Source organism: Mesorhizobium shangrilense (assembly GCF_040537815.1).
GTDB lineage: Bacteria > Pseudomonadota > Alphaproteobacteria > Rhizobiales > Rhizobiaceae > Mesorhizobium > Mesorhizobium shangrilense.
The window spans coordinates 66,171-88,745 of record NZ_JBEWSZ010000006.1 but is presented as its reverse complement, the minus strand read 5'-3'; the positions used below and the strand labels follow the sequence as shown (position 1 = coordinate 88,745).

Here is a 22,575-nt window from a genome sequence, read left to right as displayed (position 1 = left end):
CGCCCCGCCTTGGTTTAGAGCAAGGGCTAAGGTTTAGAGCAATGCCGCAAGGCCAATAAAAGAAACTGCAATCCAATGAAATTTCTCGATCAAGCCAAGGTTTACATACGCTCCGGCGACGGCGGCGCCGGTTCGGTGTCGTTCCGGCGCGAAAAATTCATCGAGTTCGGCGGACCCGACGGCGGCGACGGCGGGCGGGGCGGCGATGTCTGGCTGGAGGCGGTCAACGGGCTGAACACGCTGATCGACTATCGCTACCAGCAGCATTTCAAGGCCAAGACCGGCATTCACGGCATGGGCCGCAACATGACCGGTGCCAAGGGCGCCGACGTCACGCTGAAAGTGCCGGCGGGAACGCAGGTGTTCGAGGAAGACAACGAAACGCTGATCTGCGACCTGACGGTGGTCGGCCAGCGCTTCCTTCTGGCCAAGGGCGGCAATGGCGGCTTCGGCAACCAGCATTTCAAGACCTCGACCAACCAGGCGCCGCGCCGCGCCAATCCCGGCCTGCCGGGCGAAGAGCTCAACATCTGGCTGCGGCTGAAGCTGATCGCCGATGCCGGACTGGTCGGGTTGCCCAATGCCGGCAAGTCGACTTTCCTGGCGGCCGTCACCGCGGCCAAGCCGAAGATCGCCGACTATCCGTTCACGACGCTGCATCCGGGCCTTGGCGTTGCCCGCATCGATGCGCGCGAATTCGTCATCGCCGACATTCCCGGCTTGATCGAAGGCGCGCATGAGGGCGTCGGCATCGGCGACCGCTTCCTTGGCCATGTCGAGCGCACGCGCGTGCTGCTGCATCTCGTCTCGGCGCAAGAGGAGAATCCCGGCAAGGCCTACAAGACCGTGCGCGCCGAGCTCGAAGCCTATGGCAACGGGCTGACCGACAAGGTCGAGATCGTGGCGCTTTCCCAGGTGGATACGCTCGATGCCGATGCGCGCAAGAAGAAGGTCGCGTCGCTGAAGCGCGCCGCCGGCCGCGCGCCGATGCTGTTGTCCGCCGTCACCGGCGAAGGCGTCGAGGCGGTGCTGCGGGCGCTGATGTCGGTGGTGGCCGAAGCGCGCGACAAGATCGCGGCGCCGGTCGAGACGCGCTGGGACAAGTAGTGCCATGCAGTCGCTGAAGAAATACCGGCGCATCACCGTCAAGATCGGCTCGGCACTGCTCGTCGACCGTGCAACAGGCCTGAAGCGCGACTGGCTGGCTTCGCTGGCCGACGACATCGCCGTGCTGGCCCAGGGCGGTGCCGAGATCCTCGTCGTGTCGTCCGGTGCCATCGCGCTCGGCCGCACTATTCTGGGCCTTGGCAAGCGGGCGCTGAAACTCGAAGAGAGCCAGGCGGCCGCTGCCGTTGGCCAGATCGCGCTGGCCGGCGCCTGGTCGGACGCGCTCGGCAAGGGCGACCTGAAATCGGGCCAGATTCTTTTGACCCTTGGCGACACCGAGGAACGCCGGCGGTATCTCAATGCGCGGGCGACGATCTCGACGCTCTTGAAGATGAAGGCGGTGCCGGTCATCAACGAGAACGACACGGTGGCGACCTCCGAAATCCGCTATGGCGACAACGACCGGCTGGCGGCGCGTGTCGCGACGATGATGGGCGCGGACTTGCTGGTGCTGCTCTCCGATATCGACGGGCTCTACACGGCGCCGCCGGCCAAGGACCCGGAAGCAAAATTCATCCCGGTGGTCGATCGCATCACGCCGGACATCGAGGCGATGGCTGGAGCCGCCGCGTCCGAACTGTCGCGCGGCGGCATGCGGACCAAACTCGATGCCGGCAAGATCGCCACCGCCGCCGGCACCGCCATGATCATCACTTCTGGCACCCGTCTGTCGCCGCTGATGGCGATCGAGCGCGGCGAACGCGCGACCTTCTTCCGGCCGAGCAGCAATCCGGTGAAGGGCTACAAGACCTGGATCGCCGGGCAGCTCGAACCGGCGGGGCGGCTCACCGTCGATGCGGGAGCCATCGGCGCGCTCAAGTCGGGCAAGTCGCTGCTCCCGGCCGGCGTCAAGCTGGTCAGCGGCAATTTCGCGCGCGGCGATACCGTGGCGATCCTGTCGCCCGAGGGCCGCGAGATCGCGCGCGGGCTGGTTGCCTATGATGCCGCCGATGCCGTAAGGATCGCTGGCCTGAAGACAGCGGAAATCGAAACCGTGCTTGGCTATGAGGCGCGTTCGGCGATGATCCACCGCGACGATCTGGTGGTGAGCTTTGCCGGTGACCAGGTGCTGGCTGCGGGTGATGTAAGCGGAGGATGAGCCATGCTGAAGCTGCATGAAAAATCCGGGGATGACGCTGCTGCGCTGATGGCTGACATCGGCCGTCGCGCCCGTGCTGCCGCCCGACCGCTGGCCATTGCCGCGACCGCCGCCAAGAACGCGGCGCTTGTCGCCATGGCTGAGGCGATTGTTGCCCGGGAAGGCGGTATCCTCGACGCCAACGCCATAGACATCTCGAATGGCGAGGAATCAGGCCTGTCGGCCGCCTCCATGGACCGGCTGAAACTAACGCCGGCGCGTGTCCATGCCATGGCTCAGGGTATCCGCGAGATCGCCGGGCTGCGCGACCCGGTCGGTGACGTCATCGCCGAATGGGACCGGCCGAACGGCCTGCATATCGAGCGCGTGCGCACGCCGCTCGGCGTCATCGGTGTCATCTATGAAAGCCGGCCGAACGTCACGGCGGATGCCGGCGCGCTCTGCCTCAAGGCCGGCAATCCCGTCATCCTGCGCGGCGGCTCGGATTCGCTCAATTCATCGGCTGCCATCCATGCCTGCCTCGTCGAAGGGCTGAAGGCCGCCGGCCTGCCGGAAGACGCCATCCAGCTGGTGCCGACAACCGACCGCGCCGCTGTCGGCGAGATGCTCAGAGGACTCGGCGGCACGCTCGACGTCATCATTCCGCGCGGTGGCAAAAGCCTTGTCGAGCGCGTCCAGAACGAGGCGCGGGTGCCGGTCTTCGCCCATCTCGAAGGCATCTGCCATCTCTATGTCGACCGCTCGGCCAATCTCGACATGGCCGTCAAGATCGCCGTCAACGCCAAGATGCGGCGCACCGGCGTCTGCGGCGCCGCCGAGACGCTGCTGATTGATCATGCCGTCGCTTCAACACATGTGGTGCCGATCCTCGACGCGCTGCGCGCCGCGGGTTGCGAGATCCATGCCGATGCCGAAGTGCTGAAAGTGTTCTTCGACGCCAAGCCGGCTGATGATGCCGACTGGGTGACCGAATATCTCGACGCCATCATCGCGGTGAAGCTGGTCGACGGTGTGGCCGGTGCGATCGAGCACATCGAGACGTTCTCCTCGCATCACACCGAGGCGATCGTCGCCGAGGACGCGCAGGCCGTGGAGCGTTTCTTCAACGAAATCGATTCGGCGATCCTCCTGCACAACGCCTCGACGCAGTTCGCCGATGGTGGCGAGTTCGGCATGGGCGCCGAGATCGGCATCGCCACCGGCAAGATGCATGCGCGCGGCCCGGTCGGCGTCGAGCAACTGACTTCGTTCAAATACCGCGTGCGCGGGTCCGGCCAGATACGGCCTTGAGCGACAATTCCCTGTCCTTGCCGGATATTGGGCATCGATATCTGAAGATGCCGCATGCCGAGAGGGGGCTGGCTGTCGGGCTGTTCGGCGGCTCGTTCAATCCGCCGCATGCCGGCCACGCGCTGGTCGCCGAGATTGCGCTGCGGCGGCTGGCGCTCGACCAGTTGTGGTGGATGGTGACGCCAGGCAATCCGCTGAAGAGCACACGGGAACTGGCGCCGCTGGCGGATCGGCTGCAGCTGTCGGAGCAGATCGCCAAGAACCCGAAGATCAAGGTCACCGCCTTCGAAGCCGCCCATCATGTCCGCTACACCGCCGACACGCTGGCGCTGGTCAAGGCGCGCAATCCCGGTGTCGACTTCGTCTGGATCATGGGTGCCGACTCGCTGCGTGACTTCCACCGCTGGCAACGCTGGCGCGAGATCGTCATGACCTTCCCGATCGCCGTCATCGACCGCCCCGGGGCGACACTGTCGTTCCTGTCGTCGGTCGTCGCCAAGACCTTCGACTACGCGCGCGTCGACGAAGGCGATGCGCCACGCCTTGCCCGGATGAAGGCGCCGGCCTGGACGTTCATCCACGGCCCGCGATCGTCGCTGTCATCGAGCGCGATCCGCAGGATGGCGAAGGGGTGAGCGGCCGTCCCGCTCATGTCGCTTTTACGGCTGCATTTGCCTGTTTCCTGGGCAATCCTGAGCGAGCATGACAACTCTCGACAAAAGCCGCGCCAGGATCGATCCGGAACAGGGCCATGAGCCGACGCCGCTGATCGCGATCACCAGTGTCATCCTGTCGATGGCGTTGATCGCCGTCGGCAACGGGCTGATGTTTGCCTACATCCCGGTGCGGCTTGGCGTCGAGGGCTTCGATCCGACCTGGGCCGGGCTTATCGTCACCGGCCTGTCGGCCGGTGGCCTCGCCGGCTGCATCCTGACTGGACCGCTGGTGCGCAGGGTGGGACACGCCCGCGCCTTCATGGTGCTGTCGGCGCTGATCGCACTGTCCAACGCGGCTGTCGGTGCGGGGCCACACCCGCTTTTGTGGATCGCCGCGCGCGCACTCTACGGTTTCGCCATATGCGGCCTGTTCATCGTCGCGCAGAGCTGGCTGAACGATGTCGTCGCCAATGCGATACGCGGCAGGGTCATGGCCTTCTTCTACGTTGCCTATGTCGCGGGGCTTGGCGTCGGTTATGCCGCCTCGGCGCTGATAGACATCAGGACCGCTGAAGGACCGTTGGTCGGCATCGTCTTCACGGCACTTTCGATCCTTCCTGTCGGCCTGACCAGGCTTCGCCAACCGCCGGCACCGCAGGCGGCGTCAGTGGCGCTCCGGCGCGCCTGGCGGATTTCCCCGGTGGGTGTCGCCGGCATGCTTGCCGTCGGCGGCCTGTCCATGGCGATTGCCGGTTTTGCGCCGATCCACGCCACCGCCAAGGGTTACAGCCAGGCCGACGTGGCATTGCTGCTGTCGTCGATGCCGCTTGGCACGCTGATCCTGCAGATCCCGCTCGGCTGGATTTCCGACCGCACGGACCGCCGCTATGTGCTTATGGGCGCCTCGGCGCTCGCCATGGCGGCGGGTATTTTTGCGCTCGGCTTCGACGGCGGTGCGCTGGCGACGCTGATGGTGATCTATATCATCTGGGACGGCGCGTCGGAATCGATCTATTCGCTGTCCAGCGCGCATGCCGCCGATCGCGCCGGCAAGGACGACATGGTGGCGCTGTCCAGTTCGCTTTTGTTTGCGTGGTCGCTGGCGGGTTTCGTCGTGCCGGGCATCGTGACCGCGCTTTCCGCCGTCTACGGAACGCAGGCCTTCATCTACGTGGCCATCGTCATCGCCGCTGCCTTCTGCGTGTTCGTGCTTTGGCGGGTGATTACGACACAAGCCGTTCCCGCCGCCGAGACCGGCACGTTCGCGCCGATGACGGCGCAGGCACCCCTGCCGGTGGAACTCGCCTTCGCGCCCGACGATCAGGCCAAGCACAGGGACAATTGATTATTGCCGGCGCGCTTGCGGTTGCGGCGCTTGCGGCGGCGGCAGCGGGATCGAAATGCCTTCGTTGTCGAATTCCTGCTTGGCGCGCTTGACGAGATCGGTCTGGGTGGCGAAGAAATCCGCTGATGATGTCCAGTAGCGCAGGGCAATGGAGACTGTGCTGTCGCCCAAGGTCGCCACGAAGGCGATGGGGGCGGGCTCGCGCTTGACCCGCCGTTCGGCGGCGGCAATGGCGAGCAGCGTCTTCTGTGCCCGGTCGATGTCGTTCCAGGAACCGATGCTGAGCGTGACGTCGCCACGGCGCACGCCGTTGCGGCTGAAGTTGCGCACCGGCTGGCTCCAAAGCGTCGAATTGGGCGCCAGGATATAGATACCGTCGGCGGTGCGCAGGCTTGTCGCGAACAGGCCGATCTCTTCGATCGTCCCGGCAATCGAACCGACCTCGACGGATTCGCCTATGCGGAACGGTCGCAGCGCCAGTAACATGATGCCGGCGGCGATGTTCTGCAGCGTGCCCTGCAGCGCCAGGCCGATGGCCAGGCCAATGGCGCCGATGGCGGCGATGATCGACGCGGTCTGCACGCCGAACTGGCCGAGTACCATGATGGTGACAAGGATCAGGATGGCATAGCGGACGATCTTCGAGAAGAAATGCCGCAACGTCGCGTCGAAACCGTGGATGTGGCCGAGGCCGGCGAAGATCGAGCGTTCGGCGAGGCCGGCGACGATGTAGCCGACAACCAGCAGGATGACGGCACCAATGGCCGAGAAAGCGTAGGAGACGATCAGCGTTGAGAGCTGCGCGAGGCCGGCCTGGACGGTGAGAAGGGCGTTTTGCGGGTCGATCGGCATGGCAGGATTCCGGTTGGTCGATGAGCCGATAACCCATGCCGGCGGCGTGGGTTCCGATCTTTTCGGGATTGCAGCGGAACCACAGTGACAGCGATACGTTCACCCGCAGCGGGCGCCCGTCTTGAAACTGCAACGGAACTCTGCCTATCTAAGCGGTGTCGCCTGCTTTGAAGGGTGATTTGGTTGTTCTTGCTGCGAAAGGAAATACACTGAGAACAGCACTGCGGAAGAGGGCCGACATTGTGCCTTCGCCGGCCGGGATCAGCGTAAACGACGCCGTGTCCCGCGCCATCAAGACAGTCCTTGCCAGTCTGGAAGACTCCAAGGCCGAAAATATCGTCTCAATCGACATTCAGGGAAAATCGAGCCTCGGCGACTATATGGTCGTCGCATCGGGCAGATCGCACCGTCATGTCGCGGCTGTCGCCGATCATCTCCTCAAGGCGCTCAAGGATGCCGGTCTAGGCACGGCGCGCGTTGAAGGACTGGCAGGCGCCGACTGGGTCCTGATCGATTCTGGCGACATCATCGTCCATGTCTTCCGGCCCGAAGTTCGCGACTTCTACAATCTGGAAAAGATGTGGCAGTCGCCGGACCTAGAGGAAGAGACCCTCCACTGAGCGTCTCTTCGAGGTAAGGATGAAGATTACCGTTCATGCCGTGGGCCGGATGAAAGCCGGCCCCGAGAAGCAACTCGCCGACCGTTATTTCGAGCGCTTCGCCAAGAGCGGCCCCGCAGTCGGGCTGGAATTTGCCGGCATTGCCGAGATCGCGGAAGGTCGCGCCCAGACCGCAAACGAGCGCCGGCGCGAGGAAGGCCAGAAACTGCAGACCCTGCTGCAGCAGGGCACCGCGCTGATATTGCTCGATGAGCGCGGCAAGGGATTTTCATCGGAAGATTTCGCCGGACGTATCGGCCTGCTGCGCGACGGCGGCCGCAAGGCGATGGTCATCGCCATTGGCGGCGCCGACGGCCACGATCAATCGCTGCGCGACCAGGCCGACCTGGTGCTGTCGTTTGGCATGATGACATGGCCGCACCAACTGGTCCGGGTCATGCTGGGCGAGCAACTCTACCGGGCCGCCACGATCCTCTCCGGCCATCCGTATCATCGGTCGTGAGCCGATCGGATATCCGCAGTGGATAAGCGTCGGCCGCCCGGATTTTTGCCCCAATATACAGCGATATCGCGCGCACAGGGGGCTTTCGAACATGGTTGATGGTTCGTTAACGAAGCCACGCATAGAATCGGGCTTCAATGTCTGAGCAGGGAAAATCGAGAGCGGGCTTTTGGCGCACGCGCAGCTGCCTGGCAGCGGCGGCAGTGCTGCTTTCGCTTGGCGTGGCGCGGGCCGAAAACCCGCTCGACACAGCCCCTGATCCGAACCAGAGCCGCGCCGAGTACGAGCGGGTCTCGAAGGAGATCACGCTGTCGTCCGAGCGGCTGGCCAAGCTTGCCGCCGACATCGCGGCGGTCAAGAAGGATCATGCCTCGATCACGGCGGCACTGATCCAGTCGGCGATGACCGAGCAGAAGCTCGGCCAGGACATCGAGGACATCGGCGGCAAGCTGGAAGGGTTGAAGGACCAGGAACAGAAGATCCGAGCCTCGCTGCTGGCGCGTCGCGACGTGCTGGCCGAGGTGCTCGGCGCCCTGCAACGCATGGGGCTCAACCCGCCGCCGGCGATCCTGGTGAAGCCGGAGGACGCGCTGTCTTCGGTGCGCAGCGCCATCCTGCTGGGCGCTGTCGTGCCGGAACTGCGCCAGCAGACCGACACATTGCTGGCCGACCTCAAGGAGCAGGCGCGGGTGACGGCTTCGATCGAGGCCGAGCGGGCGCGGCTGACGGCGGCGGTCGGGGATCAGGTGGCCGAAAAGAAGCGACTGAGCATGCTGCTCGAGGCCAAGCAGAAGCTCGAATCGGACACGGAAACGGAACTGGCCGCCGAAAAGCAGCGCTCCCAGGACCTGGCGGCCAAGGCCACCAGCCTGAAGGACCTGATCGCCTCGCTGGAAACCGAGGCCGACAAGAACCGCAAGGCGGCCGAGGCCGCGCGCCAGGCGGCGGCCGACGCCAAGGCGACCGGCGATGACAAGGCAACCGGTGACAAGGCCGGAACATCGACGGAACTGGCGTCGCTGCCCGTGCCGGAGGCCAATCGCCTTGCCGCCGCAACACCGTTTTCGGCGCTGCAGGGGCAGATCGGTCTGCCGGTTACCGGCAAGATCAAGCGGAAGTTCGGCACTGACGACGGTAACGGCGCGGTGATGCAGGGCGACATGGTTGCGACACAATCGGGAGCCATCGTCACCGCGCCGGCGGATGGGAATGTGCTTTATGCGGGGCCGTTTCGCTCTTATGGACAACTCTTGATCCTGAACGCAGGTGACGGCTATCATGTCGTCCTGGCCGGGATGAGCAGAATCAGTGTCGCGACTGGCCAGTCAGTGCTCGCAGGAGAGCCGGTCGGCGCGATGGCAGAGGCCAGGGTGGCAAGCACCTCGGCGACGAAGACTTTGGATGCCACGCCGGAACTCTATGTAGAGTTCCGCAAGGATGGAAAACCCGTCGATCCGACCCCATGGTGGGCGGACCGTTTTTCTGGAAGGACGTGAAATGATGCGGAAACTGTCGCTTCTGTTTGCCGGTGCGCTGATGGGCGCGTCCGCCATGAGCCTTGTCTATGGCGCGCCCGGCTCGACGGCGAATGCTGCAGGGTCCGAGACCTACAAGCAACTGGCGATCTTCGGCGACATCTTCGAGCGCGTGCGGGCCCAGTATGTGACGCCGCCCGACGACAAGTCGCTGGTCGAGAACGCCATCAACGGCATGCTTGCCTCGCTCGATCCGCATTCGTCCTACATGAACGCCGAGCAGGCGCAGGACATGCGGGTGCAGACCAAGGGTGAGTTCGGCGGCCTCGGCATCGAGGTCACCATGGAAAACGACCTGGTCAAGGTCATCACACCGATCGACGACACACCGGCAGCCAAGGCTGGCGTGCTCGCGGGCGATTATATCGCCAAGATCGATGGCGAAGAGGTTCGTGGCCTCACCCTCAACGACGCGGTCGAGAAGATGCGCGGCCTGGTCAACACGCCGATCAAGCTCACCATCCTGCGCCAGGGCGCCGACAAGCCGATCGAGCTGACGGTTGTGCGCGACATCATCAAGGTCAAGGCGGTCAAGTTCCGGGTCGAGAACGACATCGGCTACATGAAGATCACCTCCTTCACCGAAAAGACCTATGACGATCTCGAGAATGCCATCGACACCATCAAGAAGCAGGTGCCGGACGACAAGCTCAAGGGCTACGTGCTCGATCTGCGCCTCAACCCAGGCGGCCTGCTCGACCAGGCGGTGAGCGTGTCCGACGCCTTCCTCAAGCGTGGCGAAATCGTCTCGACGCGTGGCCGGGATCCCAAGGACGTCACCCGCTTCGACGCCAAGCCGAAGCAGGTCGACGACATCAACGGCAAGCCGATGATCGTGCTCGTCAATGGCGGTTCGGCCAGTGCGTCCGAGATCGTCGCCGGTGCGTTGCAGGATCTGCGCCGTGTCACGGTGGTGGGCACGCAGTCCTTCGGCAAGGGCTCGGTGCAGACCATCATCCCGCTCGGCGAGAACGGCGCGCTGCGGCTGACGACGGCGCTGTATTACACGCCGTCCGGCAAGTCGATCCAGGGCAAGGGCATCACGCCCGACATCAAGGTCGACCAGCCGCTGCCGCCTGAGTTGCAGGGCAGGGACCTGACACGCGGCGAATCGGATCTCAAGGGCCATATCAAGGGCGCCGACGAGAGCTCGACCGGCTCGGGCTCGGCCGCCTATGTGCCGCCGGATCCGAAGGACGATCTGCAGCTGATCCATGCCGAGCAGCTGCTGCGCGGCCAGAAGACGGATCCGTCCTTCCCGCCCAATCCGGAGAAGGCTGTTCTTAACCAGTAACGGTCGATCGGCCGGACAAACAGGTCTGGCCGCCTGATCGAAGCGATGCAATGCTGCCGGGGCCGCGAGGTTCCGGCAGTTTGATTCGGGGCGGTAGCGCGGCTCGCGCTTGATGTGTTCGCGAAGAGCGCATGTGGGGTGCGCCGACGAGGCGGTTTGCGTATGGCCCATTTCGGGAAGTGATTGCACTTTTCGAAGCTATGCGTACGGGGACAAGGCTTGGCTGATTTCGGCAAGGACATCGAACGCCCGCTCGGACAGACCGTCCGGCCACGCGCGGCGTCGTCAGGGATCAGCGCCCGCGCGGTTACGGCAGGCGTCGTCGTGCTCGCCGTGGTCGGTATCTCCGGTGCGATTGCGCTGCGGGAAAAGCCGTTTCGAAAGCCGCAAGAGGCCGTTGTTTCGACACCGATGGTGGCAGCCACCGAACCCACTGTCGCGCCGGTCAGCCAATTGGCGCCGGCAACGCGGAAGCCGGAAACCCCGGCCAAGACCGGCGGCCCGCAGATCATCCATGTGCAGCAGGAAGAGGGGGATGGGCCGCCCAAGGCGGCCATCGTCATCCACGACCCGTCGACGATCGGCCAGAACCTCAAGATCGCGCACATCCCGGACAAGGCACTGATCGAGGCCAGCGATACCGGGCCTCTACCGATTCGTTCCGCCGATGGCCGTCGGCCGTTCGACGTCTATGCGCGGCCCTGGTCCGGTGCGCGCGGCGCGCGCGTGGCGATCGTCATCGGCGGGCTCGCCGTGTCGCAGACCGGCACGCAAGCAGCCATTGCCAAATTGCCGCCGGAGGTGACGCTGGCCTTCGCGCCGCAAGGCAACAGCATCGGCCGCTGGATGCAGGCCGCACGGCAGAGCGGCCACGAGATTGTCATGCAGGTGCCGCTGGAACCGTTCGACTATCCCAACGTCAATCCCGGGCGCAACACGCTGACGGTGGCAGGGACAGCGGACGAGAACCTGAAGAACCTGCATTGGGCGCTGTCGCGCACCACCAACTACACCGCCGTCATGAACTATATGGGCGCGCGTTTTTCCGCCGATGCGGCAGCGATGGGGCCGTTCATGGCCGAACTCGGCAAACGGGGCCTCGCCTATATCGACGACGGATCGTCGTCGCGCAGCCTCGCACCCGATCTTGCCCTGAAGGACGGCGTGCCCTTTGTCTCCGGTGACACCGCGATCGATGCTGTGCAGGATCGCGGCGCCATCCTGAAGAAACTCGACGGACTGGAAGCTACGGCGCGGGCGAAGGGCTTTGCGGTCGGCATTGGCTCGGCCTTCGACCTGACGGTCGACACGGTGTCGACCTGGGTGGCCGAGGCCAAGAAACGCGGCATCGAGATCGTGCCGATTTCAGCGGTGGCCATCGATCCGCAAAAAGGCTAACCGGAGCGAATTCTCAAAACGGCTGGAAACGCACTCATGGCAAAAAAGGTCGATCGCGAAACACTGCCTTACCGTCCTTGTGTCGGGCTCATGATACTCAATGCCGAGGGCCTGGTCTGGGTCGGGCATCGCATCGCCGAACCCGACAGTGAATTCGCCGGCACGACGCAGCTCTGGCAGATGCCGCAGGGCGGCATCGACAAGGGCGAGGAGCCGTTGCAGGCGGCCGAGCGCGAGCTCTATGAGGAAACGGGCATGCGCGGCGTTTCGCTGCTGGCCGAGGCGCCCGACTGGATCAACTATGATCTGCCGGATCACCTTGTCGGCGTCGCCTTCAAGGGCAGGTATCGCGGCCAGACGCAGAAATGGTTCGCCTTCCGCTTTCACGGCGATGCCAGCGAAATCCAGATCAATCCTCCGCCGGGCGGCCACACCGCCGAATTCGACAAATGGGAATGGCGGCCGATGCAGGACCTGCCCGACCTGATCGTACCCTTCAAGCGCAAGGTCTATGAAGAGGTGGTGGCGGCCTTCAGGCACCTCGCGGGCTGAAGCCCCTGCAGCGGGCTGCTGTCGCGAAACCCGCGCATCTGTCACGCGCTTTTGAGCCGGCCAGGCGATGACCATCGTGCCGTAATGTCGCGCCCGGCCATGCCGCTGTTGCGACATGGCGGCGGCCGGCCTAAAGGTCGGACAACCGCCGCTTTCCGGAGAACGGTGTGAGCAAGACGCCAGCAAAACCCGAAACCACATCTGTCAGCACCGACGCCGCGGGCGCGATCCTGACCATCGATCTCGGAGCCATCCGTGAAAATTACCGGCGGCTGAAGGCGCAGCTTGGCAATGTTTCCTGCGCCGGCGTGGTCAAGGCCGACGGTTATGGGCTCGGCGCCAGCCAGGTGGCCGGGGCATTGGTGGCCGAGGGCTGCGATGTCTTCTTCGTGGCGCATCTGGCCGAGGGTGTTGCGTTACGCGAGGCGCTCGGTGCGAAACCGGCGATCTATGTTCTCAATGGAATGCCGCCCGGCTCCGAGCCCGAAGCGGTCGCGGCGGAACTCTCCGCCGTCATCAACAGCGTCGACCAGCTGGCAGCGTGGCGCGAGGCGGCCAGCCGCAGCGGGAGAAAACTTCCGGCCGCGGTCCAGGTCGACAGCGGCATGTCGCGTCTCGGCATGTCGCCCCAGGAGGTCGAGCAGGTCGCCACCGATCCGCATGCGTTCGATGGCGTCGACGTCACCTTTGTCATGAGCCATCTCGCCTGCGCCGACGAGCCGGAGCATCCCGCCAACGAGCGCCAGCGGCTGGAATTCGAACGGCTGCGCAAGCTGCTGCCGCCGGCGCCGGCATCGCTTGCCAATTCATCCGGCATCTTTCTCGGGCAGCGCTTTCATTTCGATCTCGCCCGGCCGGGTGCCGCGCTCTACGGCATCAATCCGACGCCGGCCAGGCCGAACCCGATGCTGCCCACCGCGCGGCTCGAAGCAAAGGTCATCCAGACACGCAATGTCGCCAGCGGAGCCGGCGTGGGCTATGGCCACACGTTTCACGCGACCGGGCCACTTGCGGCGGCGACGATTTCGCTCGGCTATGCCGATGGCTGGCATCGCCGCGCGGCGTCCGCTGCCTGGTTCGAGGGCGTGCGATTGCCCTTCCTTGGACGCGTGTCGATGGATTCGATCATTCTCGACATTTCCGCCCTGCCGTCCGGCAGACTGGGCGAGGGGGACCTTGTCGAACTGCTCGGCCCCTCGCAGAGCGTCGATGATGCGGCTGGCCATGCCGGAACAATCGGCTACGAAATCCTGACCAGTTTCGGACACCGGTTCCACCGCCGCTACATTGGTGGTTGATGATGAGCGGCTGAAGTGGGTCAGGCAGGCGGTTTCGCCACGCTTGACAAGCTGGGGCTTCTCGGCGAGGTTCCGCGCATGAGCAGCCTCCCCCCGATCAAGACCTGTTTCAGGGTTTGCCCCATCGCGGGAGCGTAGCCCCGGCGCGGCCGCCCTTTTTGGGCGCCCGTCTGAACCGGGGCGTCTGCACATACAACATCATCATCATCGAGCTACGGTCGTTTCGACTGTGAGCTTTCCATCAGGCCACCGTCAGCACGGTGGCAAGCGCGCGTCGTTTGATGCGCCATTCAAGAGGTTTGCCATGCAACATGCAGCAGGATTGCCCCCGTCGAACCGGCTTCTGGTCAGCGATGCCGACCATGACAGGTTGACGGGTCTCGCAAGAGCGTTTCTCGACCGCGCGCCCGACACGGCCGAGGAGCTGCTTTCGGAAATGGACCGGGCCGTCATCACGACGGCGGCGGCGATGCCCGCCGATGTGGTGCGGATGGGCTCGGTGGTCACGATCCGCGCCGTTGGCGGGGACAGCCAGCGCATCACGCTGGTCTATCCGGGCGAAGCCGACATCGCCGAAAACAGGATCTCGGTGCTGACACCGATGGGAACGGCGCTGATCGGCGCGGCCATCGGGGAGGTCGTGTGCTGGAGCAGTCGTGACGGCCGCGAACTGTCGGTGACCATCGAGGCCGTCGATACGCCAGCATCCTGCCAACGGTCCTGACCCGTGGAGGCCGTGATGATGAGCAGGAATTGCTGCCTGACGACCAAGGACCTGGCCGTCCTCGAAGTCATGCTGGAACGCCGGCGGGCATTCGCGGACCCGATCGTGCGGATGCTCGAAGACAAGCTTGCCAATGCCGGGGTTGTTTCGATCGATGCGGTCGAGCCTGATATCGCGACGCTGAACAGCAGGGTGGTGTTTCGTATCGATGCCGGATCGGTGGAGACGCGAACCCTGGTGCAGAACGAGGGGCGCGGTCCAGTCGGCTCCAGCCTGTCGGTCGCAACGCGGCGCGGGCTGTGCATGCTTGGCATGGCGGAAGGACAGACGGCGATGATCGAGCAGGCTGACGGCAGGCGCGAGTCGATCCAGATCAAGGCCGTGCTTTACCAGCCCGAGGCCGCGCGGCGGGCCGTCAGGGAAAAGTCGGCGGGCGCGCCGCGGCCGCATCGGCTCACCCTTGTCTACAGTGCCGCAGCCGGCAGTCGGCCCCTTGGCGAAATGGCTGGAATGCTGCAGACAGAGGATGACGACCCCGGTCCCTCGGCGGCGTGATCGACTACAGTGCATGACCTTGAAAATCGGCATCGATTTTCGCTAGGGATCATGCGCAAACTCAAGTGCTGCAGCGTCTTTTGCGCGTCCCCAAGGACGTGCGGCGCCGTAAGGAGCGAACGATGAAAGTCATGGTGCTGGGCGGCGGTGTCATTGGGGTCACCACAGCCTATTTTCTCGCCGAGGCCGGCCACGAAGTGACGGTGATCGACCGTCAGAAAGGCCCGGCGCTGGAAACCAGCTTTGCCAATGCCGGCGAGGTTTCGCCTGGTTATGCCTCGCCATGGGCCGGGCCAGGCATTCCGGTGAAGGCGATAAAATGGCTGCTGATGAAGCATGGTCCGCTGGTGGTGAGGCCGGCCTTCGACGTGCATATGTGGGTGTGGCTGGCCAAGATGCTGCGCAACTGCACCGCCGAGCGTTACGCGGTGAACAAGGCGCGCATGGTGCCGCTGGCCGAATACAGCCGCGATACGCTGAAGGCGCTGCGCGAGACCACCGGCATCGCCTATGACGAACGCGCCAAGGGAACGCTGCAGCTTTTCCGCACGCAAAAACAGCTCGACGGTACGGCCGGCGATATCGAGGTTCTCAAGACCTACGGCGTTCCCTATGAGACGCTCGATCCAGCGGGCTGCATCGCGGCCGAACCGGCACTGGCTGCCGTTCGCGAAAAATTCGTCGGCGGTCTGCGGCTGCCAGGTGACGAGACCGGCGATTGCAAGATGTTCACCGACAGGCTGGCCGAGATGTGCGTGGCGCGCGGCGTCACCTTCGAATACGAAACCACGATCAGGCGCGTCGTCAAGAACCGCAACCGCATCACCAACGTCACCACGGACAAGGGCTGGAAATCGGCGGACGCCTATGTGATGGCGCTGGGCAGCTACTCGGCGCGGTTGATGCGCTTCCTGAAGCGGCCAATCCCCGTCTATCCGGTCAAGGGCTATTCGATCACGGTGCCCATCAAGGACGCCGACGCCGCCCCGGTGTCGACGGTGATGGACGAAACCTACAAGGTGGCAATCACCCGGCTCGGCGACCGCATCCGGGTCGGCGGCACGGCGGAGATCTCCGGCTTCGACCTCAGGCTGCATGAATCGCGGCGCCGCACGCTCGAACATTCGGTCGGCGACCTCTTTCCAGGCGGCGGTTCGATGCGGGATGCGACCTTCTGGTGCGGTCTGCGGCCAATGACGCCGGACGGGCCGCCGCTGATCGGCCGCACCGAATTCTCCAACCTCTACCTCAACACCGGCCACGGCACGCTTGGCTGGACCATGGCCTGCGGCTCGGCGAAGGTCCTGGCCGACATCATCTCCAGCCGGGTGCCGGACATCAATGTCCGCGATCTCGGCCCCGAACGCTACCTGAAGTAAGGTTGGCTGCGGCAACAGCTGTTAGATGGGCTGGAATGCTCTGCATCCCAGCCCATCTTCCCCGGCATATTTTCGGAATCAGCCCTAGAAAGCCTGTCTGACCCAGTCCTCGTCGAACAGCAGACGATAGGGCAGCGCAATCGTCACGTTGCTGGGAACCGGGTTCGAATGGGCGACATAGTCGTCATAGATCGGCTTCATGCGACGATAGAAGGCGGGGTCGAGCACCATCATGCCGTTCTCCGAGTCGTGGAAGAAGCTGCGGTTGTTGAGGTTGACCGACGAGATGGTCACCAGCCTTTCGTCGATCATCATGATCTTGGAGTGCAGCACGACGTCGGGCGCCTTGAACTCGCGGATGTTGATGCGGTCACCATATTTCTCGACGAACAGCTTGTTCAGTGCGGTGAGGAACCTGCCGCCAATGTCGCCCTTGAGGTCGATGCGGCCGACGATGTCGATCTTGACGCCGCGCGCCAGCGCCCGGTCGAAAGCCCCGGCGATCTTCGGCGTCAGGTTGAGGTAGGGATTGACGATCTCGATGTGGTGGTGCGCCGCGTCAACCAGCTCGACGAAATAGTCCTCGAGCGCATGGCCATCCTCATAGGGCACGGAGATGAAATGGCGCGCGGTCCCGGATGGCCGCTGGCCGCCAGAGACGACCGGAATGGAGAAGGGGCGTGCGATGTTGGTGTCGGCATCGCGCAGCCACAGCGTGGAGAGATGCTCGGCCAGGGTTTCGACCGTGGCATGGTCGGCGATCTCGATGTCGAAATCGCTCCAGTTCGAATAGTAGTTCAGCGAGAAGCCGTCGGTCTTGCCGTATTGCTGCAGGTTCGGGTACCGCGACAGGTCGACGGGGCTGTGGAACAGGAAGCCGTCATGGATGTTGCGGCCGCCGATGATGACGCGCGAGCGGCCGGGGTCTTCGGCCAGCGTCGCAAGCATCTTGACGTGCAAGGTCTTGTGCAGCTGTGAGATCTGCTCGTCGATCGGCGCGCCGCGATCCGCCCGCCAGCGATATTCCTGCAGCGAGACGTTGGGGAATTCTGCCGCCAGCCGATGCAGCATGTCGTCGTCCTTGTCACGCTCCAGGACGTCGGTGACCATGATGCGCACCTTGGTGCCGAGGGCGGCATGATGACGGATCAGGCGCTCGATGACGCGGCCGGAAAAGTCCGCCTTGAACTCCAGTGACGACAGGTAGATCAGCTTGAGTTTCGGGGCGCGGGAGAAATCGAGCGGCAGTTCGGGGTCGGCCTTGTCGATGGCGCTGTCGGACAGCGGCGCGCCCATCAGCGCTTCGACCTTGGCATTGAAGCCGTCGCGCGACTTGCGCAGCAGGCGCGGTTCGCCTGGCGCGAGCACACAGGTCTGCGACAGCCAGCGGCCCGCGTAGAAGGCCCGTTGCAGTGGGTCGAGGCTGGCAGGGTTGGGGATCGGACAGCGCTCGTAGCGGCTGTCCAGTGCCGCGAGCCCGGGGTCGGCGATCTCTTCGCGCAGGATGGTGAGCGGAGCACCGGCCGGCACGGGGCCGGAGCGGATGCGCAGGTCACAGCGGTTGAGGGTTTGGTCCGGAAAGAGGCTTACCGACGTGCCCTCGCTGCCCGCCAGGTGGATGCGCAGCATCGTGCCTGCCGGAAAGCCGCGCGCGCTGCCGATCTGACGGATCGCCAGCGCGCCGTCGCAGGTGCCGTCGATGTCGACCGGCTTTGAGCCCGCCTGACGCAGCACGATCTCGACCGAGCGCGCCTGCAATCCGGAGAAACTGAACGTCTTGGGCGAGGAGGGCCGCGCCGAAGCGTCGACATAAAGCGTCTGCCGCGACACCCGCCAGCGCCCGTCGAAATGGCCTTCGCCGGTGCTGCCGCCGGCTGGCGGCACGTGTGGGGAGGCGACCGGCTTCGCCAGGCGCTCCAGCGCCCGGTAGGTTGCCTGGAAATCGGCGTTGCGGATGTCGTGGCGGTCATGGCCGAACGGGCCGGTGCCATTGGCACGGTCCATCGCGCCGATCTGGTTGTGGGCGAGAACGGTCAGAAAACGCGTTTCATAGTCGCCCTTGCCGGCATCGCCGAAAAACTGCGCGGCGGCGACTGCCGGCCCGGCCGCGTTTGCCGAGAGCGCAGGGCGTACACAAGTATCCTCGCCGGGGAAGACATCGCAGCTGTGGCGGAGCGGGCCAGCGCAACCGGCAAGCGACGTCAGCGCCAGCCCGAACAAGACCAGGGCAAGCGGCATGCGCCGGGTCATCCGGTGGTCCCGGTGTTCAGCGTCTTCAACAGCGCTGGGTCGCGCGGCGGCATGAAGCCCTGCGGAAAGACCTTGCAGACGGGAAGTGCGAAGGTGACGAGCAACAGTTCAGCTTCGCTGCGCATTTTTCTCGGTGCCGTCTTGTCGTCGCGGATCGCTGTTGCCGAGGCGACCAGCGCGCCATCGCAGTCGCAATGATTGTGCTGCGCGATGTAGCAGGCATCATGGGTTTGGCAAGCCCTGTCGAGCCGGTCGACCGGCGGCGCCGACAAATCGCCCGTGCGGGTGCCGGGACCGCAATAATTGTCGAAAACGAAGAGCGAGGGGCGCGCCATGGCATAGCGGATCGGTTTGGGCAGGTTTGCCTCGGGGACCTTCGTCCAGGGGTTGGCGCAGGCCGACACGAAAAGCAGCGGCAGGATGGCAAGAACGGCTCGCATATTTTCCGTGCCAATTTTCCGTAGATGTCCCACCCAGCGCCTTGACCGCGTCACCGGCAACGCCTGACGCCACACTGGCCGATTTTGTGGCAAGCGCAAGGCGGCAGGGGCGGCATGGTCGTGCTATGGTGGCGTCGGTCGATCTGTGCCGTGCCGTGCGGTTTTGCAAGATGAGAACCTGATGCGTGTTTTCTTTCTGGCTCCGGCTGTGGGATTTCTGTTTTGCGTCTCGGCGGCTGATGCCGCCGACAAGACCGTGCACGACAGGGACAATGGTTTTTCGCTGACCTTTCCCGAGGAGTAGACGAAGGAAGCGGGCTTTGGCGAATCCATGCGGCTCAAGGTGAAATCCGGCGACCACGGTCTGACCTGCCGGGTGTCGGTCAACCGCTACGACCCGCTGGCATCGGGTTCGCCGGCGGATCCCAGGGCCTTCATGGAAAAGGATTGGTCCCCGGAGAACTGGGACGCGAACGTCGGCGCCGGCTTTGACGCAGCCAAGTTCAGCAACGAGAAGCTGATCCGGTTTCCGGACGGCTATCCGGCGCGAATGGCCGACATGGATTTCCGGCTTGGCGACAGCAATTCCGGCTACGGCCATGCCAAGGTTGTGCTTTCGCTGCGTGGCGACCACTTTGGTCTCATCACCTGCGGGCTCGCGAGTGACAGTCTCGAGCAGACGACGCGGATGTGGGCGCCGCTCGCCGATCAAGCCGAACGTGTGGTGAGTTCGTTCGTTCTCGACGAGCCCTGATCACAAAGCGCATCGCATCCCAAAACCGCCGCGCATTTTTGGGCGACATGCATCAGGCAAACAGCCCCCGTTCCCGCTCCACCGCCTTGGTGATGAAACCGGCGACGATCTGGACGCGCCGCAATGGCCTGACCGATTCGTGATAGACCAGCCAGTAGGCGCGACGGATGGGCGCCACGATGTTGACGGGCACCAGTTCGGGCATCGAACGGGCGATGAATGTATGGAGGATGCCGATGCCGGCGCCCGCGCGCACGGCCTCCGCCTGGCCGAGCGCGGAGGAGATGGCGAAGGCGGTGCGCCAGTCGGCGCTGAACTCGGCCGCATAGTCGAGCGAGGGGCTGACGATCAGGTCTGGAACGTAGCCGATCAGCGTGTGCCGGGAGAGGTCGGCCGCGGTTTCAGGCAGGCCGTTGGCCTCGACATAGGCGCGCGACGCGAACAGGCCGAGCGTGTAGTCGACCAGCTTTCCCGCCACCAGCCGGCCTTCGGTCGGCCGCTCGACGGTAATGGCGATGTCGGCCTCGCGCCTGGACAGCGAAAAAGAGCGCGGCACCGGCACCAGCTGGATGGTCAGTTCGCGATGCAGGGCGGTGAGTTCGCCCAGACGCTTGGCCAGGAAGGCGACGCCAAAACCGTCGGGCGCGCCGATGCGCACCGTGCCGGACACGTCATCGCCTTCGCCGGCAACGGTCGAGCGCGCCGCGATCATGTCGGCTTCCATGCGCTCGGCAATGTCGAGGAACCGCTCGCCCGCCGGCGTCAGTTCGCTGCCGGTGGTGAGGCGGCGAAAGAGTTTTGTGCGCAGCGCCTCCTCAAGTGCCGCGATGCGGCGCGAGACGGTGGCGTGGTTGAGCTCCAGCCGCTTGGCCGCGCCAAGGATCTGGCCGGCCCGCGCCACGGCGAGGAAGATGCGTACGTCATCCCAGTTCATGGGGATGGTCCGCCTTTATGGCAAAGGTCGCGCTCCTGCCCACCCCCCTCTGTCCTGCCGGACATCTCCCCCGCAAGGGGGGAGATCGGATAGCGTCGCCGGTTTCGCCAATTGCCAACGCCTTAGGGAAGGCGCCATCGGCAAAGCTGCCAATCTCCCCCCTTGCGGGGGAGATGTCCGGCAGGACAGAGGGGGGTGTGAAGGAACGCAAACTCTCAATCCGGGTATTGGCAATTGCATCTGTCATTTGCGAGAATTGATGCGCTGTCGTCAACCGCTATCTATTCTCCGCACAACGGTTGCGTTCTGGCTCGCGTTGCCATCGCCCCGTCAAAGGCGGAGAATGCAGCATCACAAACCCAGGGAGAGAAATCATGATCGAATACGGTCATTTCATCGGCGGCAAGCATGTCGCCGGCACCAGCGGCCGCAAGCAGGATGTCATGCAGCCCATGGACGGCTCGGTACGCGGCACGGTGGCGCTGGCTTCGCAGGCGGAACTGCGCGCGGCTGTCGAGAACGCCAGGGAAGCGCAGCCAAAGTGGGCGGCGACCAACCCGCAGCGGCGCGTGCGCGTGCTGATGAAGTTCCTCGAACTGGTGGCCAAGGAATATGACGCGCTGGCCGACATCCTGGCGCGCGAGCACGGCAAGACCATCGCCGACGCCAAGGGCGACATCCAGCGCGGCCTCGAAGTGGTCGAAGTCTGCATCGGCGCGCCGCACATGATGAAGGGCGAATTCACCGACGGCGCCGGCCCCGGCATCGACGTCTATTCGATGCGCCAGCCGCTTGGCGTCGTCGCCGGCATCACGCCGTTCAATTTCCCGGCGATGATCCCGCTGTGGAAGATCGCGCCGGCCATCGCTTGCGGCAATGCCTTCATCCTGAAGCCGTCGGAACGCGACCCCGGCGTGCCGATGCGCATCGCCGAACTGTTCATCGAGGCCGGCCTGCCGGCTGGTATCCTCAATGTCGTCAACGGCGACAAGGATGTGGTCGACGCGATCCTCGACGACCCGGACATCAAGGCCATCGGCTTCGTCGGCTCGACGCCGATCGCCCACTACATTTATTCGCGCGGTACCGCTTCGGGCAAGCGCGTGCAATGCTTCGGCGGCGCCAAGAACCACATGATCATCATGCCCGATGCCGACATGGACCAGACCGTCGACGCGCTGATCGGCGCCGGTTACGGCTCGGCCGGCGAACGCTGCATGGCGATTTCGGTCGCCGTGCCCGTGGGCAACGACACCGCCAACCGGCTGATGGAAAAGCTCATTCCGCGCGTTGAAAGCCTCAAGGTCGGACCGTCGACGGATTCGTCGGCCGATTTCGGCCCGCTGGTAACGGCCCAGGCGCTGGAGCGGGTCAAGGGTTATGTCGACACCGGCGTCAAGGAAGGCGCCAAGCTGGTCGTCGACGGCCGTGGCTTCTCCATGCAGGGCTACGAGGATGGCTACTATATGGGCGGCTGCCTGTTCGACAACGTCACCGCCGACATGCGCATCTACAAGGAAGAGATCTTTGGGCCGGTGCTCTCGGTGGTGCGCGCGCCGAACTATGAGAGCGCGATCAAGCTCGCCAACGACCACGAGATGGGCAATGGCGTTGCCATCTTCACCCGCGACGGCGACGCCGCGCGCGACTTCGCAAGCCGTGTCCAGGTCGGCATGGTCGGCGTCAACGTGCCGATCCCGGTGCCGATTGCTTACTATACTTTTGGCGGCTGGAAGGCGTCGTCCTTCGGCGATCTCAACCAGCATGGCCCGGATGCGTTCCGCTTCTACACCAAGACCAAGACGGTGACGTCTCGCTGGCCGTCCGGCGTGAAGGATGGAGCGGAGTTCGTCATTCCAACGATGAACTGATTAGCTGATAAGTTTCACATGAAGGGGCGCGCCTTCGGTCGCGTCCCTTTTTCAATTGCG

22 protein-coding genes are annotated in these 22,575 nt (G+C 64.5%); 18 read left to right on the top strand and 4 right to left on the bottom strand.

Annotation, left to right across the window (positions count from 1 at the left end):
• The first annotated feature begins 75 nt into the window (after positions 1-75).
• From obgE to ABVQ20_RS33940, 5 genes are all read left to right on the top strand, one after another.
• Positions 76-1,107 carry a GTPase ObgE gene (obgE, locus tag ABVQ20_RS33960; RefSeq protein WP_354464188.1) on the top strand — a complete coding sequence of 344 codons (1,032 nt, stop codon included), beginning with the start codon at positions 76-78 and terminating at the stop codon, positions 1,105-1,107.
• Between the two features lie 4 nt (positions 1,108-1,111).
• Entirely contained in the window at positions 1,112-2,266 is a 1,155-nt protein-coding gene (proB, locus tag ABVQ20_RS33955; protein WP_354464187.1) for a glutamate 5-kinase, read from the top strand.
• Between the two features lie 3 nt (positions 2,267-2,269).
• On the top strand, positions 2,270-3,556 hold the full coding sequence (locus ABVQ20_RS33950; RefSeq protein WP_354464186.1) for a glutamate-5-semialdehyde dehydrogenase: 1,287 nt from the start codon (positions 2,270-2,272) through the stop codon (positions 3,554-3,556).
• A 47-nt stretch (positions 3,557-3,603) separates the two neighbouring features.
• Positions 3,604-4,191, top strand: a complete 588-nt coding sequence (locus ABVQ20_RS33945; protein ID WP_354464263.1) for a nicotinate-nucleotide adenylyltransferase — start codon at positions 3,604-3,606, stop codon at positions 4,189-4,191.
• 67 nt (positions 4,192-4,258) lie between these two features.
• On the top strand, positions 4,259-5,557 hold the full coding sequence (locus tag ABVQ20_RS33940; protein WP_354464185.1) for an MFS transporter: 1,299 nt from the start codon (positions 4,259-4,261) through the stop codon (positions 5,555-5,557).
• On the opposite strand, the gene ABVQ20_RS33935 is transcribed toward ABVQ20_RS33940, so the two are convergent.
• Complete coding sequence (locus ABVQ20_RS33935; RefSeq protein WP_354464184.1) at positions 5,558-6,409, bottom strand: mechanosensitive ion channel family protein; 852 nt, start codon at positions 6,407-6,409, stop codon at positions 5,558-5,560.
• Positions 6,410-6,651: 242 nt separating this feature from the next.
• Here ABVQ20_RS33935 and rsfS point away from each other — a divergent pair, with 242 nt between their 5' ends.
• The 10 genes from rsfS (at position 6,652) to ABVQ20_RS33885 (ending at position 16,266) form a co-directional block, all read left to right on the top strand.
• A complete protein-coding gene (gene rsfS / locus ABVQ20_RS33930; protein WP_354464183.1) occupies positions 6,652-7,029 on the top strand; it encodes a ribosome silencing factor in 378 nt (125 codons plus the stop codon).
• Positions 7,030-7,048: 19 nt separating this feature from the next.
• Entirely contained in the window at positions 7,049-7,531 is a 483-nt protein-coding gene (gene rlmH, locus ABVQ20_RS33925) for a 23S rRNA (pseudouridine(1915)-N(3))-methyltransferase RlmH (protein ID WP_354464182.1), read from the top strand.
• A 137-nt stretch (positions 7,532-7,668) separates the two neighbouring features.
• Positions 7,669-9,027 carry a murein hydrolase activator EnvC family protein gene (locus ABVQ20_RS33920; protein ID WP_354464181.1) on the top strand — a complete coding sequence of 453 codons (1,359 nt, stop codon included), beginning with the start codon at positions 7,669-7,671 and terminating at the stop codon, positions 9,025-9,027.
• A 1-nt stretch (position 9,028) separates the two neighbouring features.
• The gene (locus ABVQ20_RS33915) at positions 9,029-10,360 is read left to right on the top strand and encodes a S41 family peptidase (RefSeq protein ID WP_354464180.1); all 1,332 of its coding nucleotides are present in this window, start codon (positions 9,029-9,031) and stop codon (positions 10,358-10,360) included.
• A gap of 219 nt (positions 10,361-10,579) precedes the next feature.
• Complete coding sequence (locus ABVQ20_RS33910) at positions 10,580-11,758, top strand: divergent polysaccharide deacetylase family protein (protein WP_354464179.1); 1,179 nt, start codon at positions 10,580-10,582, stop codon at positions 11,756-11,758.
• A gap of 36 nt (positions 11,759-11,794) precedes the next feature.
• The gene (locus ABVQ20_RS33905; protein ID WP_354464178.1) at positions 11,795-12,310 is read left to right on the top strand and encodes an RNA pyrophosphohydrolase; all 516 of its coding nucleotides are present in this window, start codon (positions 11,795-11,797) and stop codon (positions 12,308-12,310) included.
• A gap of 167 nt (positions 12,311-12,477) precedes the next feature.
• The gene (alr, locus tag ABVQ20_RS33900) at positions 12,478-13,608 is read left to right on the top strand and encodes an alanine racemase (RefSeq protein WP_354464177.1); all 1,131 of its coding nucleotides are present in this window, start codon (positions 12,478-12,480) and stop codon (positions 13,606-13,608) included.
• Positions 13,609-13,912: 304 nt separating this feature from the next.
• Positions 13,913-14,332, top strand: coding sequence for a nucleoside diphosphate kinase regulator (gene rnk / locus ABVQ20_RS33895; protein ID WP_354464176.1), 420 nt, complete (start codon positions 13,913-13,915; stop codon positions 14,330-14,332).
• A 15-nt stretch (positions 14,333-14,347) separates the two neighbouring features.
• Positions 14,348-14,887 (top strand): GreA/GreB family elongation factor, encoded by a 540-nt coding sequence (locus tag ABVQ20_RS33890; protein ID WP_354464175.1) that lies wholly within the window; start codon positions 14,348-14,350, stop codon positions 14,885-14,887.
• A gap of 98 nt (positions 14,888-14,985) precedes the next feature.
• The gene (locus ABVQ20_RS33885) at positions 14,986-16,266 is read left to right on the top strand and encodes a D-amino acid dehydrogenase (RefSeq protein ID WP_354464262.1); all 1,281 of its coding nucleotides are present in this window, start codon (positions 14,986-14,988) and stop codon (positions 16,264-16,266) included.
• Positions 16,267-16,350: 84 nt separating this feature from the next.
• On the opposite strand, the gene ABVQ20_RS33880 is transcribed toward ABVQ20_RS33885, so the two are convergent.
• Entirely contained in the window at positions 16,351-18,516 is a 2,166-nt protein-coding gene (locus tag ABVQ20_RS33880) for a phospholipase D-like domain-containing protein (RefSeq protein ID WP_354464174.1), read from the bottom strand.
• Entirely contained in the window at positions 18,513-18,956 is a 444-nt protein-coding gene (locus ABVQ20_RS33875; protein WP_354464173.1) for a phospholipase A2 family protein, read from the bottom strand. Before ABVQ20_RS33875 ends, ABVQ20_RS33880 begins: the two co-directional genes overlap by 4 nt.
• Before the next feature lie 181 nt (positions 18,957-19,137).
• Here ABVQ20_RS33875 and ABVQ20_RS33870 point away from each other — a divergent pair, with 181 nt between their 5' ends.
• Positions 19,138-19,260 carry a hypothetical protein gene (locus ABVQ20_RS33870; RefSeq protein ID WP_354464172.1) on the top strand — a complete coding sequence of 41 codons (123 nt, stop codon included), beginning with the start codon at positions 19,138-19,140 and terminating at the stop codon, positions 19,258-19,260.
• A gap of 27 nt (positions 19,261-19,287) precedes the next feature.
• Positions 19,288-19,710 (top strand): hypothetical protein, encoded by a 423-nt coding sequence (locus tag ABVQ20_RS33865; RefSeq protein WP_354464171.1) that lies wholly within the window; start codon positions 19,288-19,290, stop codon positions 19,708-19,710.
• Between the two features lie 52 nt (positions 19,711-19,762).
• Here ABVQ20_RS33865 and ABVQ20_RS33860 read toward each other — a convergent pair whose 3' ends face one another.
• Positions 19,763-20,644, bottom strand: a complete 882-nt coding sequence (locus ABVQ20_RS33860) for a LysR family transcriptional regulator (protein ID WP_354464170.1) — start codon at positions 20,642-20,644, stop codon at positions 19,763-19,765.
• Positions 20,645-21,018: 374 nt separating this feature from the next.
• On the opposite strand from ABVQ20_RS33860, the gene ABVQ20_RS33855 reads away from it, so the two are divergent.
• A complete protein-coding gene (locus ABVQ20_RS33855) occupies positions 21,019-22,515 on the top strand; it encodes a CoA-acylating methylmalonate-semialdehyde dehydrogenase (RefSeq protein WP_354464169.1) in 1,497 nt (498 codons plus the stop codon).
• The last annotated feature ends 60 nt before the right edge of the window (positions 22,516-22,575 follow it).

Bases quoted from the DNA above. Each gene is read 5' to 3' on its own strand.
- ABVQ20_RS33915 (WP_354464180.1), top strand. From the start codon at position 9,029: ATGATGCGGAAACTGTCGCTTCTGTTTGCCGGTGCGCTGATGGGCGCG.
- ABVQ20_RS33940 (WP_354464185.1), top strand. From the start codon at position 4,259: ATGACAACTCTCGACAAAAGCCGCGCCAGGATCGATCCGGAACAGGGC.
- obgE (WP_354464188.1), top strand. From the start codon at position 76: ATGAAATTTCTCGATCAAGCCAAGGTTTACATACGCTCCGGCGACGGC.
- rlmH (WP_354464182.1), top strand. From the start codon at position 7,049: ATGAAGATTACCGTTCATGCCGTGGGCCGGATGAAAGCCGGCCCCGAG.
- ABVQ20_RS33890 (WP_354464175.1), top strand. From the start codon at position 14,348: ATGATGAGCAGGAATTGCTGCCTGACGACCAAGGACCTGGCCGTCCTC.
- ABVQ20_RS33870 (WP_354464172.1), top strand. From the start codon at position 19,138: ATGCGTGTTTTCTTTCTGGCTCCGGCTGTGGGATTTCTGTTTTGCGTC.
- ABVQ20_RS33945 (WP_354464263.1), top strand. From the start codon at position 3,604: ATGCCGCATGCCGAGAGGGGGCTGGCTGTCGGGCTGTTCGGCGGCTCG.
- ABVQ20_RS33875 (WP_354464173.1), bottom strand. From the start codon at position 18,956: ATGCGAGCCGTTCTTGCCATCCTGCCGCTGCTTTTCGTGTCGGCCTGC.
- ABVQ20_RS33865 (WP_354464171.1), top strand. From the start codon at position 19,288: ATGCGGCTCAAGGTGAAATCCGGCGACCACGGTCTGACCTGCCGGGTG.
- ABVQ20_RS33935 (WP_354464184.1), bottom strand. From the start codon at position 6,409: ATGCCGATCGACCCGCAAAACGCCCTTCTCACCGTCCAGGCCGGCCTC.
- rnk (WP_354464176.1), top strand. From the start codon at position 13,913: ATGCAACATGCAGCAGGATTGCCCCCGTCGAACCGGCTTCTGGTCAGC.
- ABVQ20_RS33905 (WP_354464178.1), top strand. From the start codon at position 11,795: ATGGCAAAAAAGGTCGATCGCGAAACACTGCCTTACCGTCCTTGTGTC.
- ABVQ20_RS33855 (WP_354464169.1), top strand. From the start codon at position 21,019: ATGATCGAATACGGTCATTTCATCGGCGGCAAGCATGTCGCCGGCACC.
- ABVQ20_RS33880 (WP_354464174.1), bottom strand. From the start codon at position 18,516: ATGACCCGGCGCATGCCGCTTGCCCTGGTCTTGTTCGGGCTGGCGCTG.
- proB (WP_354464187.1), top strand. From the start codon at position 1,112: ATGCAGTCGCTGAAGAAATACCGGCGCATCACCGTCAAGATCGGCTCG.
- ABVQ20_RS33920 (WP_354464181.1), top strand. From the start codon at position 7,669: ATGTCTGAGCAGGGAAAATCGAGAGCGGGCTTTTGGCGCACGCGCAGC.
- ABVQ20_RS33950 (WP_354464186.1), top strand. From the start codon at position 2,270: ATGCTGAAGCTGCATGAAAAATCCGGGGATGACGCTGCTGCGCTGATG.
- ABVQ20_RS33860 (WP_354464170.1), bottom strand. From the start codon at position 20,644: ATGAACTGGGATGACGTACGCATCTTCCTCGCCGTGGCGCGGGCCGGC.